22 protein-coding genes are annotated in these 18712 nt (G+C 61.4%); 17 read left to right on the plus strand and 5 right to left on the minus strand.

Annotated features, from left to right (window positions below; genetic code table 11):
* The first annotated feature begins 46 nt into the window (after nt 1-46).
* From AC1DD7_RS12300 to AC1DD7_RS12380, 17 genes are all read left to right on the plus strand, one after another.
* Nucleotides 47-1129, plus strand: coding sequence for an amidohydrolase family protein (locus tag AC1DD7_RS12300; RefSeq protein ID WP_477515157.1), 1083 nt, complete (start codon nt 47-49; stop codon nt 1127-1129).
* A gap of 77 nt (nt 1130-1206) precedes the next feature.
* On the plus strand, nt 1207-2079 hold the full coding sequence (locus AC1DD7_RS12305; protein ID WP_477515158.1) for a VOC family protein: 873 nt from the start codon (nt 1207-1209) through the stop codon (nt 2077-2079).
* A 121-nt stretch (nt 2080-2200) separates the two neighbouring features.
* Complete coding sequence (locus AC1DD7_RS12310) at nt 2201-2653, plus strand: hypothetical protein (RefSeq protein WP_477515159.1); 453 nt, start codon at nt 2201-2203, stop codon at nt 2651-2653.
* Nucleotides 2654-2841: 188 nt separating this feature from the next.
* Complete coding sequence (rpsP, locus tag AC1DD7_RS12315; protein WP_017199647.1) at nt 2842-3261, plus strand: 30S ribosomal protein S16; 420 nt, start codon at nt 2842-2844, stop codon at nt 3259-3261.
* Between the two features lies 1 nt (nt 3262).
* Entirely contained in the window at nt 3263-3505 is a 243-nt protein-coding gene (locus tag AC1DD7_RS12320) for an RNA-binding protein (protein ID WP_144659985.1), read from the plus strand.
* A gap of 131 nt (nt 3506-3636) precedes the next feature.
* Entirely contained in the window at nt 3637-4191 is a 555-nt protein-coding gene (rimM, locus tag AC1DD7_RS12325) for a ribosome maturation factor RimM (RefSeq protein WP_477515160.1), read from the plus strand.
* Complete coding sequence (gene trmD / locus AC1DD7_RS12330; protein ID WP_477515161.1) at nt 4192-4989, plus strand: tRNA (guanosine(37)-N1)-methyltransferase TrmD; 798 nt, start codon at nt 4192-4194, stop codon at nt 4987-4989.
* Nucleotides 4990-5265: 276 nt separating this feature from the next.
* Entirely contained in the window at nt 5266-5619 is a 354-nt protein-coding gene (rplS, locus tag AC1DD7_RS12335) for a 50S ribosomal protein L19 (protein ID WP_014922079.1), read from the plus strand.
* Nucleotides 5620-5700: 81 nt separating this feature from the next.
* Entirely contained in the window at nt 5701-6375 is a 675-nt protein-coding gene (gene lepB / locus AC1DD7_RS12340; RefSeq protein ID WP_477515162.1) for a signal peptidase I, read from the plus strand.
* On the plus strand, nt 6376-7209 hold the full coding sequence (lepB, locus tag AC1DD7_RS12345) for a signal peptidase I (protein ID WP_477515163.1): 834 nt from the start codon (nt 6376-6378) through the stop codon (nt 7207-7209).
* Between the two features lie 5 nt (nt 7210-7214).
* Nucleotides 7215-7925: a ribonuclease HII gene (locus AC1DD7_RS12350; protein WP_477515164.1), complete on the plus strand. Its 711-nt coding sequence runs from the start codon at nt 7215-7217 to the stop codon at nt 7923-7925.
* 68 nt (nt 7926-7993) lie between these two features.
* Nucleotides 7994-8338: a DUF2469 domain-containing protein gene (locus tag AC1DD7_RS12355; protein WP_216923842.1), complete on the plus strand. Its 345-nt coding sequence runs from the start codon at nt 7994-7996 to the stop codon at nt 8336-8338.
* Between the two features lie 116 nt (nt 8339-8454).
* Nucleotides 8455-8820, plus strand: coding sequence for a YraN family protein (locus AC1DD7_RS12360; RefSeq protein ID WP_477515165.1), 366 nt, complete (start codon nt 8455-8457; stop codon nt 8818-8820).
* Complete coding sequence (locus AC1DD7_RS12365) at nt 8820-10361, plus strand: YifB family Mg chelatase-like AAA ATPase (protein WP_477515166.1); 1542 nt, start codon at nt 8820-8822, stop codon at nt 10359-10361. The genes AC1DD7_RS12360 and AC1DD7_RS12365 overlap by 1 nt, the downstream gene beginning before the upstream one ends.
* Nucleotides 10358-11605: a DNA-processing protein DprA gene (gene dprA / locus AC1DD7_RS12370; protein ID WP_477515167.1), complete on the plus strand. Its 1248-nt coding sequence runs from the start codon at nt 10358-10360 to the stop codon at nt 11603-11605. Before AC1DD7_RS12365 ends, dprA begins: the two co-directional genes overlap by 4 nt.
* Before the next feature lie 64 nt (nt 11606-11669).
* On the plus strand, nt 11670-12596 hold the full coding sequence (locus tag AC1DD7_RS12375) for a tyrosine recombinase XerC (protein WP_431115518.1): 927 nt from the start codon (nt 11670-11672) through the stop codon (nt 12594-12596).
* 232 nt (nt 12597-12828) lie between these two features.
* The gene (locus AC1DD7_RS12380; RefSeq protein ID WP_216923837.1) at nt 12829-13332 is read left to right on the plus strand and encodes a DUF3145 domain-containing protein; all 504 of its coding nucleotides are present in this window, start codon (nt 12829-12831) and stop codon (nt 13330-13332) included.
* A 106-nt stretch (nt 13333-13438) separates the two neighbouring features.
* Here AC1DD7_RS12380 and AC1DD7_RS12385 read toward each other — a convergent pair whose 3' ends face one another.
* The 5 genes from AC1DD7_RS12385 to AC1DD7_RS12405 all read right to left on the minus strand — a co-directional run bounded on the left by AC1DD7_RS12385 (nt 13439) and on the right by AC1DD7_RS12405 (nt 18486).
* On the minus strand, nt 13439-14674 hold the full coding sequence (locus tag AC1DD7_RS12385; protein WP_431115517.1) for a beta-ketoacyl-[acyl-carrier-protein] synthase family protein: 1236 nt from the start codon (nt 14672-14674) through the stop codon (nt 13439-13441).
* A gap of 131 nt (nt 14675-14805) precedes the next feature.
* On the minus strand, nt 14806-15051 hold the full coding sequence (locus AC1DD7_RS12390; RefSeq protein WP_011692310.1) for an acyl carrier protein: 246 nt from the start codon (nt 15049-15051) through the stop codon (nt 14806-14808).
* A gap of 114 nt (nt 15052-15165) precedes the next feature.
* Nucleotides 15166-16227 carry a beta-ketoacyl-ACP synthase III gene (locus tag AC1DD7_RS12395; RefSeq protein WP_431115515.1) on the minus strand — a complete coding sequence of 354 codons (1062 nt, stop codon included), beginning with the start codon at nt 16225-16227 and terminating at the stop codon, nt 15166-15168.
* The gene (locus AC1DD7_RS12400) at nt 16224-17153 is read right to left on the minus strand and encodes an ACP S-malonyltransferase (protein WP_431115514.1); all 930 of its coding nucleotides are present in this window, start codon (nt 17151-17153) and stop codon (nt 16224-16226) included. Before AC1DD7_RS12400 ends, AC1DD7_RS12395 begins: the two co-directional genes overlap by 4 nt.
* 88 nt (nt 17154-17241) lie before the next feature.
* Entirely contained in the window at nt 17242-18486 is a 1245-nt protein-coding gene (locus AC1DD7_RS12405; protein ID WP_431115513.1) for a PucR family transcriptional regulator, read from the minus strand.
* Between the last annotated feature and the right edge of the window lie 226 nt (nt 18487-18712).

Below are 18712 nucleotides of genomic sequence, written 5' to 3' on the forward strand. Positions count from 1 at the left end.
ACCCATATGGGAGGTCTGTGGCATGGCGGCGGATTAGGCTTTTGCCATGGCCAACATCATAGAATTCACCGGTCCTGTGCTTGTGGCAGGAGACGATCAACGGCATGGGCTGTGGTCCGTTGATGGCAAACTGACGTTCGAACGTCCCGTTGCCGCACCCGATTCCATACTGGAGGGATGGGTCCTCCCTGGTTTTGTGGACGCCCATTGCCACATCGGACTTGGCGTCGGCGGGGCAGTTGATGAGCAGATAACTCTTGCCCAGGCGCAGGCCGACCTAAAAGCCGGCACGTTGTTGATCCGTGACGCCGGCTCGCCAAGCGATACACGTTGGGTTCAGCGGCGGGAGGATCTCCCACGGCTGCTTCGTGCCGGACGCCACATCGCCCGGAGCCGGCGTTACCTGCGTGGCTTGGGTCACGAAGTGGAGCCGGGCGAACTCGTGGAGACAGTCCGCAAGGAAGCCCGGGACGGGGACGGTTGGGTCAAACTCGTAGGCGATTGGATTGATCGCGGTGCCGGTGACCTTACGGTTTCCTTCCCTCGGAACGTCGTGCGGGATGCCATTGCGGCCGCCCACGACGAAGGGGCCAGGGTGACTGCCCACTGCTTCGCTGAAGACACCATTGATGACATGCTCGACGCCGGGATTGACTGCATTGAGCACGCCACCGGCCTTTTGCCCCGTCACATTCCCCGTCTCGTGGAGCAGTCTGTCCCGATTGTTCCTACGTTGGTAAACATAGCGACTTTTCCGGATATCGCCGTCCAGGCCGCACCTAAGTTTCCGGTCTACGCCGAGCACATGACCCGGCTTTGGGAGCGACGCCGTGAACGGGTGCTCGAGGCCTTTGAAGCCGGTGTCGGCATCTATGCGGGCACAGATGCAGGGAGCGTGATCAAGCACGGCAGGATCGCTGACGAAATGAAGGAGCTTCACGACGCCGGCCTGCCGCCCACCGCCGTCCTGGGAGCCGCCACGTGGGGCGCACGGAAGTGGCTGGGAGCCGAGGGCATCAGCGAAGGGGCAAGTGCCGACGTCGTGCTTTGCCGGGATGATCCGAGGAAGAACCTCGCAACTGTGGTGAGCCTGAACCATGTAGTCCTGCGCGGGAAACTGGTCTACTAGGAATAAATTGAAGCTTCAAGTAATTTAGATGAGTAGAACGTGCCGAAGGGCGGCCATCTATGAACCGGGAGCTTCACATGACGACGACATCCAACCAGGATCTCCTTCCTGCCGAACTCACCATGGGCACCGTCATGCTCAAGGTCGGCGATATGAGGGTAATGAGTGACTACTATCAGCGTGCCCTGGGCTTGGAGATCGTGGCCGAGCAGGATGGCGGGCTGTACCTGGGGCGCCTTGGCAAGCCTGTAGTCCACCTCGCTCCCGCCGCCGGCCTGCAGATTCCAGGCCGTGGCGAAGCCGGGCTTTTCCATACAGCCATCCTGTTCCGGGACCAGCCTTCCCTGGCGGCCACCATTGCCACCGCGGCAGAGTATGAACCGCGCGCCTTTGTGGGCAGTGCCGATCATTTGGTGAGCGAAGCCTTCTACTTCACTGATCCGGAAGGCAACGGCATTGAGCTCTATTACGACAAGCCGCGCGATCTCTGGCAGTGGGATGGCAAGAGTGTGGTGATGGACAACGTTGCTTTGCCGCCCCAGCGCTTCCTTCAGCAACACTTGAGTGAGGCTGCCGTGACTGGCCAGCGGGAAGCCGCTGCCGGCGTCGGACACGTGCACCTTCAGGTAGGTGACGTGCAGACCGCCCAGGATTTTTATGTGGACACGCTGGGTTTTGAGAGGACAGCGGGCTGGCATGGGCAGGCGTTGTTTGTTTCTGCGGGCGGCTACCACCACCACATGGCGATGAACGTGTGGAACAGCCGCGGGGCCGGGCCCCGCAGGGATACCCTGGGCCTGGGCGAAGTCCTGATCGAGGTTCCATCTGCCGATGACGTCGCCGCGCTGGCTGACCGGCTGAAAGTTGCGTCCGTGGCGAACCACCATACGGGCCTGGAACTGCAGTTCGAAGACCCCTGGCGCAACAAGCTGCGCGTGGCAGTGCGCTAAGCACCCTCGCGGGAAGCGCCCTCGCGCTGGCTTCCGAATGCAGGGGCCGTGACTGCACTAGGCTGGGCATTGACGGTATTCGCCCCTTGGGCCGTTGCCGCCGCCCCGTCAGCACGAACGAATGAGAGCACTCTCCATGGGCTTTGCCGAAATTTTTGTAGCCACCCACGATGAAGCACTCAAGAGGGCAGCTGCCTTGGACCGGGGCGCCGACGTTACCGGGCCCGCCGTCAGGATTGATGGCATCACCGACTTTGAGGTCGAGCAACTGGGGGACCTTGCGGGCAAAGCCGTCCACGCTGCCGGCGCAGACTACGAGCTGGCGCTTGTGGACGTCACCAGCGATGCACTCCTTGGTGTTCCGGAGGCGATGGTGAGGGCGCTTGCCGAGCTGCTGACGTATGAAAGCGAAGGCGACGGGAACGTTCTTGACGACGTCGCTGCGGCGTGGGCAGCGCAGGACGACATGCCTTTTGGCGCGGACGAATCGCGTCAGTACGTGCAGCAGTTGGCCTCCTTGGCCACCGACGTGGAGAAGGCGGAGCGGTCAGGACTCTACGTCTGGTCTGTCTGACCGTTGGGGCCGGGAGTGGCGAAAGTCGTAATTACTTCCGGCATCTGGCACAATGGTCAGGTACTTGATTGGCGCGGCCCCTCTCTCCGTGCCCAAATCTTGTCCTTTGGAACCCCCTAGTATGGCCCGCCCCACGGGTGCAGAACGTCGGGTTCAACCCCGTTTCAGAAACAGGAGTGACCACAAAAGTGGCCGTAAAGATTCGCCTTAAGCGCTTCGGTAAGATGCGCGCACCGTACTACCGCATTGTCGTCATGGATGCCCGCGCCAAGCGCGATGGCCGTGCCATTGAAGAAATCGGCAAGTACCACCCCACCGAGGAGCCGTCGTACATCGAGGTCGCTTCCGAGCGCGCCCAGTACTGGCTTTCCGTTGGCGCCCAGCCGACCGAGCAGGTTGCCGCGATCCTCAAGATCACCGGTGACTGGCAGAAGTTCAAGGGCCTGCCGGGCCAGGAAGGCACCCTGAAGACCAAAGCTCCGAAGGAAGCCTTCGTAGCCCCGGAGAAGGGTTCCGTCATCATTCCGGAAGCCATCACCAAGAAGGCCAAGAAGGACGAAGCCGAAGCTCCGGCCGAGGCTGAAGCAGAGACCACCGAGGCTGAGTAAATTGCTGGCAGAAGCGCTCGAGCACTTGGTCCGTGGGATCGTTGACAGCCCTGAGGATGTCAAGGTCAGTGCCAGGAACAACCGCCGCGGGGAATCCCTTGAGGTGCGCGTTCACCAGGAGGACCTCGGACGGGTGATCGGCCGTCAGGGACGTACCGCACGCGCATTGCGCACTGTGGTTGCAGCCCTGGCAGGTGGCGAGCAGGTCAGGGTCGACGTCGTCGACACCGATCGTCGCCGGTAACGCGCTCAGCAATACTTGTCTTAGATCCGGCCCCTTCACCGAATATGGTGGAGGGGCCGGATTGCTTTATCGATCATTTCACTTCCGTTGCTGCCCGGCAGCGCGGGCACAACGAGAATTCAGAGGAACCCATGCAGCTCCAGGTGGCCCGGATCGGCAAACCCCATGGCATACGCGGCGAGGTGACGGTGCAAGTGCTCACCGACGCCCCCTCCGAGCGCTTCGTCGCTGGAACCGAATTCGTCGTGGAGCCGGCCTCTGCGGGCCCGCTGACCATCCGCAGCGCCAGATGGAACAAAGACATCCTCCTGCTGGGCTTTGAAGAGATTGCAGATCGCAACGCCGCCGAGGCAATCCGTGGTGCGAAGCTTTTCATCGAAACCGAAGAACTCGATGACGAAGACGACGATGAAGGCTGGTATGAGCACGAACTCGTTGGGCTGGAGGCCCGGGTTGGCTCACAGGTTGTGGGCAAAGTTGCCGCACTGACCACACTGCCGGTTCAGGACCTGTTGACGGTCAAGACGGAGGAAGGGAAGGAAATTCTGGTCCCCTTCGTCGATGAAATCGTGCCGGAGGTCAACATCGAGGACGGCTTCATTCTCATCACACCGCCTGCTGGTCTCTTCGAAATCAACGATGACACAGCCGAGGAGTCCAAGGACGGCGCCGGGGATGATGCCTGAATGAGGATCGATGTCGTCAGCATCTTCCCTGAGTACCTTGCCCCGCTTGAACTTTCGCTGATAGGCAAGGCCCGCCAGGATGGGCTCCTGGAACTTAACGTCCACGACCTCCGGACGTTCACCACTGACAAGCACCGGACCGTGGACGACACCCCTTATGGGGGCGGCGCCGGCATGGTGATGAAACCCGAGCCGTGGGCACAGGCGCTTGAGTCGGTTGCCGGGGTTCGTGAGGGCACCAAACCTGTGCTGATCGTGCCTTCCCCGGCAGGGGAGAGGTTCACCCAGGCCCTTGCCTACGAGCTCGCCGAAGAGGATCAGCTGGTCTTCGCCTGCGGGCGGTATGAGGGAATTGACGAGCGCGTCATCGACTGGGCCCAGGAGCACTTCACAGTGCGGCCTGTCAGCCTTGGCGACTACGTTCTCAATGGCGGCGAAGTTGCTGTCCTGGCCATGGTTGAAGCAATCGGTCGTTTGCTTCCAGGCGTGGTGGGCAATCCCGAATCGCTCATTGAAGAATCCCACTCGGACGGCCTTCTGGAGTATCCCGTTTATACCAAGCCATCCTCATGGCGGGAGAACGAAGTGCCTCCGGTCCTGCTCAGCGGCAATCACGGGAAGATCGCGCAGTGGCGGCGTCACGAACAGTTCCGCCGCACTGCCGAGCGCCGTCCGGATCTCCTTGAACACTTCGACGCCGGTCAGCTGAGTCGAGCGGACCGCAACGCACTCGCAGACCTGGGTTACGACGTCGTGGATGGTCGCCTGCGCCGCCGCACGGAACGCGACACCTCATAAACGCGACTGTAGTACCCGCCATCCGCCGTCGGGCATTGCGAGTCCGCTTAGTTGGCCGGATGCTGCGGCATGTGGCAGAATTAACCCTTGTGTCTGCTGGGCCAGCACCTGCCACAGGGGGAGCGAAGCCAACAGCCGGACAACCCGGTGCCGCCAATCAGTGGTGGAACCGGACACTATGAAACTTCGGCGGAGATTTCCGGTTGGCTTTGTGCCGCGGGCTTGTCTGCCGTAACCCAAAGTGGATGACCTGTGGCGTCCACCAGGAGTGGATTAATGCATATCCTCGATAGCGTAGATGCAGCCTCGCTGCGTAACGATGTTCCCGAGTTCCGCGCGGGTGACACCCTCAAGGTTCACGTCAACATCATCGAAGGCAAGAACTCCCGTGTCCAGGTATTCCAGGGCTTCGTCCTGGGCCGCCAGGGTGACGGCGTTCGCGAAACCTTCACCGTGCGTAAGGTTTCCTTCGGCGTCGGCGTAGAGCGTACCTTCCCGGTACACTCCCCGATCATCGACAAGATCGAGGTCGTCACCAAGGGTGACGTCCGTCGTGCCAAGCTTTACTACATGCGCGCACTGCGCGGTAAGGCTGCGAAGATCAAGGAAAAGCGCGACTTCGCCAAGTAAGTCCAACGACTTACGCAACGGGTCCAGGATTCGTGCCCGGTTCGTTCCGGAGCAATCCGCAACGCAACAGGGATACGAGTCATGGACACATCAGAACGCCAGCCCCGGAAACAGGGCTGGCGTTTTGTTTTACTGGCATTGGTCCTTGCCGTCGCAATCAGCGGCCTGGTCCGCTCCTTGTGGATCGACGTCTACTACATTCCTTCCGAGTCCATGGAGCCGCTGCTGGGCACCGGGGACAGGATCCTGGTTTCGCGCACGGCGTTCACCGCCGAGACCATCCAGCGTGGAGACGTCGTTGTCTTTGATGGGCGCGGATCGTTCGCCCCGCTCACCAGCGGTAGGGGTCCCCTTGTTGACGCGGCTGCTGCAGCGAGTCAGTGGTTCGGGCTCACTGGAAGCGACACCACATATGTGAAGCGGGTCATTGGGGTTCCGGGTGACCACGTTCAGTGCTGCTCCTCCGAAGGGAGCCTCACAGTGAACGGTCAGGTACTTGAGGAACCCTATGTGTACCCCGGGGACGAACCCAGCAAACAGAAGTTCGACGTCGTGGTTCCCGAGGGCCGGCTCTGGCTGATGGGTGACCACCGATCCCGCTCTGCTGATTCCCGCGGATTGCTGGGAGCACCCGGTGGGGGAATGGTCCCGGTTGACCGGGTGATCGGCAGACCCGTCCAGATTATCTGGCCCCTTGATAGATTTGCAGAGGTGCCTCGCTCCGCGCAGGCCGAACCATCAAAGAACGGACAATAAATGCCGGACAAAGTTCCCGAGAATCCCGAGCGGCACGACGACGACGCGCGGCTCTCGGACGGAACGGCTGGCGTCGCCGGAGTGGCTGAGCCCACCCCGGTCGCTGACGCTGCTGCCGATGCCGGCAACAAAACCGACGAGGGCGAAAAGCCCCGCAGGAACCCTGTCCTTGGATGGCTGAAGGAAATCGTCACGGTTGTGGCGATTGCCGTAGTGCTCTCCTTCCTTATCAAGACGTTCCTTTTCCGGGCGTTCTACATTCCTTCTGAGTCCATGGAAAGCACCTTGGACGTGAATGACCGCATCTTCATCAATCTGCTGGTGCCGGAGCCCTTCGCCTTGGAACGGGGCGACGTCGTGGTCTTTAAGGATTCGCAAGGTTGGCTGCCCGCAGTTCTGAAAAAACCGGCGGGCCCCCTTGATTGGGTAGGCGACACTTTGGAATTCGTGGGGTTGGCGGCCGACGACAATGAGCAGCACCTGGTCAAACGCGTGATTGGGCTTCCGGGTGATCACGTTTCCTGCTGTGACGCGCAGGGCAGGGTCAGCATCAATGGCACACCGGTGGACGAAACATACGTCAACCCCGCGGAAGTGCCCCAGCCCAACTCGTTTGACATCGTCGTTCCAGAGGGCAAGGTCTGGGTGATGGGAGACAACCGCAACCACTCGGCCGATTCCCGGGCGCACCAGGAAGTCAATGGTGGTTTCATTAATATCGAGGACGTTGAAGGTAAAGCCACGGTCATCGCCTGGCCCGTCAACCGGTGGACGGTGCTGGACAATTACCCGGATGTCTTCAAGAACGTTCCTGCGGGCACGTCAGGAAAGTAACGGCCATGGCAAGCACCCGGCTGAAAACCAAGACACCAACCGAAGTTCCGACCCTGGACGTCGAGCATTCCTTCCTGTCTCCCCGGGTGCGGTTGCTGGCCGGTGTGGACGAGGTTGGCAGGGGAGCCCTGGCTGGCCCCGTCAGTGTGGGAATCGCTGTGGTCAATCTCGAGGATCACGCCCTTCTGGCCGACGTCCGGGACAGCAAGTTGCTCAAGCCCGAGGACCGCGACAGGTTGGAGCCTTTGGTCCGTGACTGGGCTGTAGCGTCCGCAGTTGGACATGCGTCCGCCCGGGAAATCGATGACGTCGGTATCATAGCTGCCCTGCGCTTGGCGGGAACGCGGGCGTGGTGTGAGATTCTGGCCGGTGGCATCACGCCTGACGTGGTGTTGTTGGACGGCAGCCATAACTGGCTTTCTCCGGAAGTTCAAGCCTCACTGTTCGACACCGCACCCACAGGGCCCTGGTGTGAAGCTCCGGTCCACACAAAGGTAAAAGCAGATATGAGCTGCCTCAGCGTGGCTGCTGCGAGTGTTTTGGCAAAAGTAGCCCGCGATCGAATCATGGTTGATCTCCACTCTGAAGTACCGGCCTACGGCTGGAACGAAAACAAGGGTTACGCCACAGCAGCGCATCGTGAAGTGATCAGGCTGCAGGGCCCCAGCGCCTATCACCGGACAAGCTGGAACCTGACCGGGCCGGACGTTGTCTGACAGCTTGCTTGGCAGCGTCAGTCCTGCTGATGGCGTCCGGTGCGCGGCAGATGGTGCAAGATGGAACTATGAGCGCCGAGGACCTTGAGAACTATGAAACCGACATGGAGCTGCAGCTCTACCGTGAATACCGGGACGTTGTCGGTTTGTTCAGCTACGTTGTCGAAACTGAGCGGCGTTTCTACCTGGCCAACCATGTTGATCTACAAGCCCGCAGCGCAGACGGCGAAGTCTATTTCGATCTAACCCTGCAGGATGCGTGGGTTTGGGACGTTTATCGTTCAGCCCGCTTCGTGAAAAATGTCCGGGTCATAACGTTCAAGGACGTCAACGTCGAGGAACTTCCACGCAATGAAGATCTTGCGTTGCCCAAGGATGGTGGCCTCGGGGATCTGGGAGACCTCGGTAACTAGCACCTGCAGCCTGCGGGTACTCTTCCTCCACAAGCCAATGATGTGACGGGTTTACCCACATAGCATCAGGGCTGTCTGTCACTAGCCGCTGCCAGCGTCAAAGCTGGATAGCGGAGGTGATGCTCATGAGAGCAAAAGACATACTTGGCCGTAACGGCGAGGCGTTGGCGGCAGGATTCCTGGAACACCAGGGCATGCGGATCGTCGATCGCAATTGGCGGTGCGCCGATGGTGAAATCGACATCGTCGCATTGGAGGGTGACACCCTGGTGGTTGCGGAAGTAAAGACCCGCAGCAGCCTGGATTATGGACATCCCTTTGAGGCAGTAGGTCCGGCCAAGCTGGCACGCCTGCACCGGCTCGCTTCGTCGTGGTGCCGGGAGCATGAAGTGAATGCTCCACGAAAGCGTATTGATGTGGTGTCGGTCATCCACGACGGCATCGGGGATCCCCAACTGGAACACCTGCGGGGTGTTGGCTGATGGGGGTCGGGCGCAGCTACTGCATTGCCCTGGTTGGACTCAACGGTTACATCGTGGAGGTAGAAGCCGACATTGGCCAGACGCTCCCGGCATTCGTGATCCTGGGACTACCCGATGCCGCCCTTAACGAGGCCAAAGAACGAATACGCTCTGCGGCACAAAACTCGGGAATTCCTCTGAGCCGGAGGAAGATCACCGCAAATCTCATTCCAGCATCCTTGCCCAAACGTGGTTCAGGCTTTGACTTGGCCATCACCATGGCTGTTCTCCGTGCTGCCGAGGACATTCGTTCGATCGATGGAACAGTCTTCATTGCCGAGCTTGGTTTGGATGGCCGGCTTCGGCCGGTGAGGGGCATCCTCCCGGCAGTGATGGCTGCCGTCCAGGCGGGGTATCCGGAGATCGTCGTAGCCGAAGCAAACGTTGCCGAGGCAACGTTGGTTCCGGGGGCTCACGTCAGGGGATACCGGACTCTCGCCCGGCTCGCCTACGACTTCGGTGCGGACCCCAAGGAACTCGCCCTGGATTACGACCCGCCCGGCGCTGATCCCGGTGATGAAAACGATGATGCAGCGGGCATCGTGCCGGATCTTTCCGATGTTTCGGGGCAATCCGAGGCCCGGCGCGCGCTGGAAGTCGCAGCTGCAGGCAGCCACCATATGCTCCTGACCGGTCCACCGGGTGCCGGTAAGACGATGCTCGCAGAGCGTTTGCCGGGGCTCTTGCCGGACCTGGGAGACAAGGCAGCAATGGAGGTTACTGCCATTCACTCCCTGGCGGCGGTCCGTTCATCAACCGGCACGTTGCTCCGGAGGCCCCCGTTCGAGAATCCCCACCACAGTGCTACTGCAGCTGCCATCATCGGCGGAGGCTCGGGGCTTCCCCGTCCGGGTGCTGCCTCGCGGGCACACCGTGGGGTCCTCTTCCTTGACGAGGCTCCCGAGTATGAACGACGCGTCCTGGATGCCCTCCGGCAGCCCTTGGAGAGCGGCGAACTGGTCATTCACCGTTCGGCAGGGACAGCAGCTTACCCCGCTCGGTTTCAACTGGTCCTGGCAGCCAATCCTTGCCCATGCGGCAAAGCCTCGGGCAAGGGGATGGACTGTACCTGCACCGCAATAATGCGCAGGCGGTACTTCGGCCGAATATCGGGTCCTCTCCTGGATCGCGTCGACATACAACTCCAGGTGGAACGTGTGTCCCTTGCCGATTTTGGACAAGCCGGTACGGAAGAGGGAACGGTCGCCGTCGCAGGACGGGTGCTGGCTGCGAGGCAAAGGCAGGCCGAGCGCCTGGGGGCGTTCGGCATTGAGACCAATTCCCAAGTGCCCGGACGCACCCTGCGCGGGGAACTGAGGCTGGCACCGGACACCACCCGCATCCTGGACACGGCCCTGGAACGAGGCATTCTCACTGCCCGAGGCTACGACCGCGTCCTTCGCTTGGCGTGGACACTGGCAGACCTGGACCATAGCAAAATTCCCACTGCAGACCACATCGGACAAGCGCTCGGCCTCCGGCAAGCAACGGCGACGGCATGAAGGACAACGTGACGAAGGACGAAGTGACAACGGACGGCACAAGCGCAGCCGTGTTGGGAAAACAGGAAAAGGAAAGGCTTGCACGGGCAGCATTGGCGCGTCTGATGGAACCACAGGATTCCGTGGGGCTCGCCTTGGTTCATGCTGTTGGAGCCGTTGACGCGCTGGGTATCGCGACAGGCGAACTCGCTGCCGGCCCACGCTTGGAACAGGAGATTTCCAGCTTACTGACCGAAAGCGGAGGCCCGGCTTCCTGGCCGGGGCTCACGGCCAGCAAACGACGATGGGCTCCACGTGTACCGGACCTCGCGCCGGACCGTGACCTGGAGACGATGAAGAGGCTCGGTGGCCGCCTGATCGTTCCCGGCGACGAGCTATGGCCTGAGCAGTTGTCGGACCTCGGCCTTCAGGAGCCTTTGTGCCTGTGGTGGCGGGGACACGAGCAGCCCCTTCCCTCAACGCGGCAGACCATCGCGCTGGTGGGGTCCAGGGACAGCACGAGCTATGGAGCATCTGTGACTGGGGACCTTGCCTACGGTTTGGCCCAACGTGGGTACTGCGTTGTTTCCGGGGGAGCGTATGGCATTGACGCCCACGCCCATCGTGGTGCCCTCCGTGGTGGGGTCGCAAACGTACCGACCATTGCAGTCATGGCTGGGGGAGTGGACCGCTTCTATCCCTCCGGGAACGAGGATCTTCTTCGTGCTGTGGCCAACCAAGGAGCCGTGATTTCCGAGGTTCCACCCGGATCTGCCCCTACAAGGTACCGATTCCTGCAGCGAAACCGCCTCATTGCTGCGCTTGCGGCTGTCACGGTGGTGGTGGAAGCACGATGGCGCTCAGGCGCACTGAACACAGCCCATCACGCCGAGAGCATAGGGAGGGTAGTGGCAACTGTTCCCGGATCCATTCACAGTGCGAATTCGGCTGGTTGCCATAGGCTGCTCCGGGATGGCGGGGCGATCTGTGTGACCGACGTCGGAGAAATTGCTGAACTGGCCGGCCGGAACGGGGAGGTGATGGTCTCCGAGAAGGATTCGCCGGCCGAACCCCATGATGGCTTGTCCTTGGAAGACCTGATACTCCTGGACGCCTTGCCGCTTCGATCGGCAAGTTCCGTGGAGAAACTCACGGTGGTTGCAGGCCTCAGCCCGGACTCTGTGCGTGCGGGCTTGGGCCGATTAGGACTGCTGGGTCTCGCATCCTCTGAACGGGGAGCCTGGAAGCGCACCAAGAATGCCTAGGCGGACGAGCAGCGAAGCATGTTGATACGCAGCGACGGTCCATATTGCTGGCAAAGTTGGAAGGGTGGACTCAGAATCATTGCCAGCATCGCTAAAGAGCGCAGTGGAGGGTTTCGAACGCTACCTCCACGGTGAACGCGCGAGGTCGGCACATACTGTCCGCGCATATCTGGCAGATGTGTACAGCCTTCTCGGATTCGCGGTCCAGGAGGGAATACGCGATCTCGATCAATTGGAGTTGGGTTCGCTCCGCCGATGGCTGGGTGCACAAAGTGAAGCCGGGATGGCCCGGTCAACTCTTGCCCGCCGTGCCGCCACGGCCAGGTCGTTTACCAAGTGGGCTCTGAGGGAGGAACTCATCGCCACGGATCCGGCCATTCGCCTGCAAGCTCCTAAACGGGGGAAATCGTTGCCTGGAGTGCTCCAGCAGCAGCAAATTCTCAGGGTCGTGGATAGCCTTGACGCTGCTGCGGCAGATGGAGGACCTCTGGCACTCCGGGATCGTGCAATGGTGGAGTTGCTTTACGCAACTGGAGTGCGCGTTGGGGAGCTGGCCGGGCTGGACATCGATGACATGAATCCGGATAGAAGGACCCTCCGCGTCATTGGCAAGGGAAACAAGGAGCGTACCGTTCCTTTCGGAGTTCCAGCTGCCCTTGCCATCGACGATTGGCTTCGCCGGGGACGCCCGGCGCTGGCAACTGCCACGAGCGGTCCGGCTCTGTTCCTGGGTGTGAGGGGAAAGCGTGTTGACCCACGCCAGGTCCGTGCGGTTGTAGCCGTCCTGCTGCAGGAACTGGGCGATACCGCTGCAACGGGGCCCCACGCCTTGAGGCATAGCGCCGCAACCCATCTGCTGGATGGTGGGGCTGATCTTCGGGCAGTGCAGGAAATTCTTGGTCACAGCAGCCTTGCCACTACCCAGATATACACCCACGTTTCCGTGGACAGGCTTCGGAAGAGCTACCAGCAGGCACATCCGCGGGCCTGAAAATGACGCCCAAAGAGTTGCACTGGCGGAAAAGGGAAGGGTACGGCAAAATGAAAGCACCACGGCCGAACCTTCAATTTAGGGTTGAGGGTTCGTTTCGTGTCACAATCAAAGAGTCTTAGCTAATTGAATAGCCTGCAGGGTCCGTAAGAATGACAGGGCCGGGCAGCAACAGTAAACATCCGTCGCAGAGGTCGTTGGGGAAGACGTACCTACAGCTATGGAGGATGGAATGTCTGTTGCAACAACCCGCGGTGTCCTGTTCGTGCACTCGGCCCCTACGGCATTGTGCCCGCACGTTGAGTGGGCCATCGGATCGGTCGTGGACAAGCGAACCGATCTTGAGTGGACCCCTCAGCCAGCTGCGCCCGGAATGTTCCGTGCCGAACTGTCCTGGACAGGTACGCCCGGCACCGGCGCCCAGTTGGCGTCTGCTCTTCGGGGCTGGGCACATTTGCGGTACGAGGTTACTGAAGAACCGAGCCAAGGCGTGGATGGCGCACGCTGGTCGCACACTCCGGAATTGGGAATCTTCCATGCCGTCACGGATGTGCACGGCAACATCATGGTCAGCGAGGACCGCATCCGCTATGCCTATGAGTCAGGAGCCGGAGATCCGTCGGCCGTTTACCATGAGCTGTCGTTGGCCCTGGGTGAAGCCTGGGACGAGGAACTGGAGCCCTTCCGCCACGCAGCTGAGGGCGCGCCGGTCCGCTGGCTGCATCAAGTCGGGTAGCAGCAACTCCTGACCGCCAAAACATCCCCATAGCAACAGCGAAGGGCCCACCTGATGGTGGGCCCTTCGCTTCTCTTCACCTCACGGCATCCGGCGAACGCAGGTCTTAGACGTTGCGGACGGCTATGACAGCGTTGTGTCCGCCAAAGCCGAAGGAGTTGCTCAGTGCGACGATGTCGCCCGAAGGCAGGTCACGCGCGGAGGTTACGACGTCGAGGGGGATCTCGGGATCCTGGTTCTCGAGGTTGATGGTGACAGGTGCCTTGCGCTCATAGACGGCCAGGACGGTGAGGACAGCCTCTACAGCCCCGGAGGCGCCCAGGAGGTGCCCCATCTGGGACTTGGTGGCAGATACGGCGACGTTGTCCACGTGAGCCCCCAGGGCGGCACGCAGGGCCGTGTACTCCGGCCTGTCACCTACGGGAGTGGAGGTGGCGTGGGCATTGACATGGACTACGTCCTCAGCCTGGATCCTGCCGTCAAACATCGCGGCCTTGAGTGCACGGGTGGCGCCGAGACCTTCGGGGTCCGGGGCTGTGATGTGGTACGCGTCAGCCGTGACCGAGGTTCCGGCAAGCTCAGCATAGATGCGGGCGCCGCGGGCGATCGCGTGCTCTTCTGCTTCAAGTACCAGGGCGCCGGCACCTTCACCCATGACAAAGCCGTCACGGTCTATGTCGTACGGGCGGGAAGCGCGCTGGGGATCGTCATTGCGGCGGGAGAGTGCCTGCATGGACGAGAAAGCCGCCAAGGGCATGGGGTGAATCGCAGCTTCGGCTCCGCCGCACATGACTACATCTGCCTTGCCTGAGCGGATCAGGTCCAAGCCAAGGTGCAGGGCCTCAGTACCGGATGCGCAGGCCGAAACAGGAGTGTGGGCTCCGGCCCGGGCGCCGAGGTCAAGGCTGACGGCAGCGGCTACGCCATTGGGCATAAGCATGGGGACGGTCATGGGCAGGACCCTACGGGGACCCTTGTCCCTGAGCGTGTCCCATGCATCAAGGAGCGTCCATACGCCGCCGATGCCCGTTGCAAACGCCACCGCCAGGCGGTCGTGGTCGATGTCCTCGATGCCCGAATCAGCCCATGCCTCCCGGGCAGCGATGACACCAAACTGAGTGGACGGGTCCATACGCTTGGCTTCCACCCGGCTCAGGACTTCCAGGGCCGGCGTCGAGCACCGGGCAGCAAAGTGGACGGGGAGGTCGTACTTGGCCACCCACTCGTCTTCGAGCGTGCGGGCACCTGAGACCCCTTTCAGCGCGTTCTGCCACATTGTGGGGACGTCGCCGCCGATGGGAGTGGTGGCCCCCAGACCGGTTATGACTACTTTGCGTGCCATGCGATCACTCTCTGTCGGATCAGCCGTCCCATCTGCAGTTTTTGCATGGGCGGCAGGAAAAACTTTGGGCGTTACTGCGGCTGTGCCGGGCCAGGATCAAGCATCCTGGCCCGGCACAGCAGGTATCAGGCTTAGGCCTGGGCGTTTGCGATGAAGCTGACGGCGTCGCCGACGGTCTTAAGGTTCTTGACCTCTTCGTCCGGGATGCGCACGCCGAACTTCTCTTCGGCGTTCACGACGATGGTCATCATGGAGATGGAGTCGATGTCCAGGTCCTCGGTGAAGGACTTGTCCAGCTCGACGGCTTCGGTAGCCAGGCCCGTTTCTTCGTTGACGATTTCAGCCAGGCCGGCCAGGATTTCTTCGTTGCTAGCCATTGTTGGCTCCTTTTCTTGTTGTGCCGGCTATGCCGGAAAGGGGGCAAACCGCGGTTACGGTTTGGGTTTGTAAGTCATATTCAGTTGGCTGGAGGCCACGGGGCCAGTCCAGGTCTATGGCAGAACGACAACCTGGGCGCCAAACACCAATCCGGCGCCGAAACCGATCTGCAATGCCAGCCCACCGCTGAGTTCCGGGTTCTCCTGAAGCAGGCGGTGTGTGGCCAGGGGGATGGAAGCAGCTGACGTATTGCCGGCTTGGGCGATGTCGCGGCCAATGAGGACTGTCTCGGGAAGCTTCAGTTTCTTCACCATCTCATCGATGATGCGCATGTTCGCCTGGTGGGGAACAAAAGCGGCGAGGTCGCTGGCTTCGATGCCGGCAGCGTCGAGAGCTTGCTGGGCCACCTTCGCCATTTCCCACACGGCCCAACGGAAAACAGTCTGGCCGTCCTGACGCAGCGTAGGCCAAACATCCTGTGTTGCAGAGATGATTGCGAGGTCGTCTGTTTCGTCGGAGTGGCGAGCCGATTCACCCAGCTTCTTGACGTCTTCCAAAGAGTGGGTCATTCCGATCGCGTCCCACTTGCTGCCATCCGAGCCCCACACTGAAGGTCCGATGCCGGGAGTGTCAGAGGGACCCACCACTACTGCGCCGGCGCCGTCGCCGAGCAGGAACGAGATGGTGCGTTCGTGGTTGTCGATGACGTCCGAGAGTTTCTCGGCGCCAACCACCAGAACATATTCGGCAGAACCGGAGCGCACCAGCGCATCTGCCTGGGCCACTCCGTAGCAGTACCCTGCACAGGCGGCGGAGATGTCGAAGGCGGGTGCCGGCGTCGCGCCCAAACGCTCCGTAAGGGCAGCGGCGGCCGAGGGCGTTGCGTAGGGGTGGGTCACGGTGGACACGATGACAGCACCCAGCTGGGATGGTGCGATCCCGGCCTGCTGGATGGCTTCGCGGGCGGCACCTTCGGCCATGTCGATGACGCTGACGTCAGCGGCCGCGCGGTGGCGGGTGATGATGCCGGTGCGCTGCCGGATCCATTCATCGGAGGAGTCGATCCACTGGCAGACGTCGTCGTTGGTGACGATGACATCGGGGCGATAAGCGCCGATGCCCAGGATGCGGGCGTTCTCGTTGACCGTAGCTTTCTTGAGGACGGGGGTGCTCACGCTTGTCCCTCCAATTCTGCGAAAAGTGCCAGGGCCGCGGACAAATCATCCGGGGTTTTGACAGCAACTGTCTTGACGCCTGGCATTCCACGCTTGGCCAAACCAGCGAGCGTGCCGGCGGGAGCCAGTTCGATCACACCGGTAACTCCGCGGGCCGAGAGGGTCTCCATGCACTGGTCCCACCGGACGGGCCTGGAGACCTGCGCAATCATGCTGTCGACGGCGGCAGAACCTGCCGTAACTTCCTTGCCGTCATAGTTGGACAGCAGGGGGACAGTCGGGTCCTGCGGGGACAAGGAAGGCTTCAGGGCTTCCAGTGCACTGACGGCGGGAGCCATGTGCGAGGTGTGGAAGGCGCCAGCGACCTTCAGGGGAATGACGCGTGCCTTGGCCGGCGGGTTGTCCGCCAAGGCCTTAAGCTGCTCGAACGTTCCTGCGGCCACTGTCTGGCCGGCTCCGTTCACATTGGCGGGAGTGGCGCCCGATGCCTCGATGGCGGCAAGGACCTCCGCGGGGTCGCCACCGACGACTGCACTCATGCCTGTCGGGGTAACCGCCGCTGCGGCAGCCATGCTGTTGGCCCGCTCGCGGACGAAAGTCATGGCTTCCTGCTCAGTGAGGACGCCCGCAAGGGCTGAAGCCGTGATTTCACCGACGGAGTGCCCTGCAAGGACAACCGGAAGTGTGTTGAGTTCGACGTCGAACAAAGACTTGGCTGCCACCAAGCCCGCGGCCACGATCAGGGGTTGGGCTACCGCGGTGTCTTTGATGGTTTCTTCATCGGACGTGGTTCCGTGGGCCTTGAGGTCGATGCCTGCGATCTCGCTCAGGGTGGCCAATTGGCCTTCGACGGAGGGGAGTTCCAGCCAAGGGGCCAAAAATCCAGGGGTCTGGGAGCCCTGTCCAGGGCAGACGATTGCAAGCACGTATCCAGCTTTCCAAATTGCCACGTGATCCACTGGTGTTTTCGTACACCAAGCTCACTGGGTCAGTTTGTAGGAAGTCTACAACGGTTCAGTTCTGTGAACGCGATGCGTGACGCTCGGGGGCGGCTTTGGGCTGGGCCGAAAGCCGGCCCACCACCAGGGCAGTTTGAAGTACGAAAGCTTCCCTTGGGAGGAGCGGATCCCAGCCTGTCACATCGCAGACACGCTTCAAACGGTAGCGCACAGTGTTGGCATGGACGAACAATTCACGCGCTGTGGCCTCCAATGAATGTCCCAACTCGAGGTAGGTTCCCAAGGTTTCCACCAAGCCGTTTGAGGCTGCCAGCAGAGGGCGGTAAATATTCTTGATGAGTGACCGCCGGGCCGCATCATCCCCGGAAACAACGCGTTCCGGGAGGAGATCGTCCGCTGCAACAGGTCGAGGCGCCGAGGGCCAGGCGCGGGCGGCGGTAAGGCCAGCGAAGGCGGCTTGGGCCGAAGTGCTGGCTTCCAGCAACGAGCCGGCCTCCGGGCCGTAGACAACGGGGCCCGGCGCAAACAATTCACTGAGTTTTATGTACGCCGTATCGCGGTCCTGGACCCCGCCGAGGATGAGGATGAGGCGGTCACCCTGGATTCCTACAAGCGCGTCTTCCGCGAAACGGCCGGCAGTTCGCCGTAAGTCGCTGACGTAGCTGGCGCTGGGCTCCGATGGCGAGTTGCCCACCATGACGGTGAACCGCTCCTGAGCTTTCCAGCCCAGGGCCGCGATCCTTGAACGAAGGGCGTCCGTGTTTTCGCCCCTCAGGATTGCGTCCACGATCAACGCCTCAAGCCGGGTGTCCCAGGATCCCCGTGATTCCGCTGCGCGGGCATAGACATCCGCGGCTGCGAAAGCCACTTCCCGGGAGTAGCGAAGCACCGCCTCGCGCAGCGAAGGCTGGTCCGACTCAGGGGCGATTACGGGAACCTGGTCCTCGACGACCTCCACCACAATCCGGATCAGCTGCAAGGCCTTCTGCAGGCTGATGGAGCGGGTCAGTTCAGTGGGCGCATTACCAAAGACGTCGGTCAGGATCCACGACGGCGAACTGGGGCGCTCATACCAGGTCACGAACGCGGCAATGCCATTTTGGGCCACGAGCCCCAAAGCAGAGCGTTCATCAGAGCTCAGCCGGCCGTACCAAGGCAGCGATTTCTCAAGCTGCCGCATGGTGCTGGTGGACAATTGCCCCACATTCGCACGGAGCTGCCGCAGGGTCTCCGCCTTTTCCGGCGACAATGCCTGGGTTGCTGCTTTGCGCTTTGTAGTGATTTTGCTGGGCTCTGCCATGGAACGAGCATACGGTGCATCTCAGGCAAGCTCCATTTGTGCGAAGGCTACAACTTATGTTGTCGCTGGTCACGTCATCGCGTTGACTCGTAATTAACCTCCGCGAGGGGGGATACGTTGCCTCATTAATAATCCTCCGGCTGGGTGGGCGGTTGCCTCGGTCAGTGGACGGGGGTTACGCCGGGTGAATGGGATTGACGATGGCTGAGCGGAAGGCCGTGACGAA

The sequence above is a fragment of the Paenarthrobacter sp. 10L412 genome, assembly GCF_056395565.1.

Coding starts and splice junctions, on each gene's coding strand:
- AC1DD7_RS12300 (WP_477515157.1), top strand. CDS start 47: ATGGCCAACATCATAGAATTCACCGGTCCTGTGCTTGTGGCAGGAGAC.
- AC1DD7_RS12305 (WP_477515158.1), top strand. CDS start 1,207: ATGACGACGACATCCAACCAGGATCTCCTTCCTGCCGAACTCACCATG.
- AC1DD7_RS12310 (WP_477515159.1), top strand. CDS start 2,201: ATGAGAGCACTCTCCATGGGCTTTGCCGAAATTTTTGTAGCCACCCAC.
- rimM (WP_477515160.1), top strand. CDS start 3,637: ATGCAGCTCCAGGTGGCCCGGATCGGCAAACCCCATGGCATACGCGGC.
- trmD (WP_477515161.1), top strand. CDS start 4,192: ATGAGGATCGATGTCGTCAGCATCTTCCCTGAGTACCTTGCCCCGCTT.
- rplS (WP_014922079.1), top strand. CDS start 5,266: ATGCATATCCTCGATAGCGTAGATGCAGCCTCGCTGCGTAACGATGTT.
- lepB (WP_477515162.1), top strand. CDS start 5,701: ATGGACACATCAGAACGCCAGCCCCGGAAACAGGGCTGGCGTTTTGTT.
- lepB (WP_477515163.1), top strand. CDS start 6,376: ATGCCGGACAAAGTTCCCGAGAATCCCGAGCGGCACGACGACGACGCG.
- AC1DD7_RS12350 (WP_477515164.1), top strand. CDS start 7,215: ATGGCAAGCACCCGGCTGAAAACCAAGACACCAACCGAAGTTCCGACC.
- AC1DD7_RS12355 (WP_216923842.1), top strand. CDS start 7,994: ATGAGCGCCGAGGACCTTGAGAACTATGAAACCGACATGGAGCTGCAG.
- AC1DD7_RS12365 (WP_477515166.1), top strand. CDS start 8,820: ATGGGGGTCGGGCGCAGCTACTGCATTGCCCTGGTTGGACTCAACGGT.
- dprA (WP_477515167.1), top strand. CDS start 10,358: ATGAAGGACAACGTGACGAAGGACGAAGTGACAACGGACGGCACAAGC.
- AC1DD7_RS12380 (WP_216923837.1), top strand. CDS start 12,829: ATGTCTGTTGCAACAACCCGCGGTGTCCTGTTCGTGCACTCGGCCCCT.
- AC1DD7_RS12385 (WP_431115517.1), bottom strand. CDS start 14,674: ATGGCACGCAAAGTAGTCATAACCGGTCTGGGGGCCACCACTCCCATC.
- AC1DD7_RS12390 (WP_011692310.1), bottom strand. CDS start 15,051: ATGGCTAGCAACGAAGAAATCCTGGCCGGCCTGGCTGAAATCGTCAAC.
- AC1DD7_RS12405 (WP_431115513.1), bottom strand. CDS start 18,486: ATGGCAGAGCCCAGCAAAATCACTACAAAGCGCAAAGCAGCAACCCAG.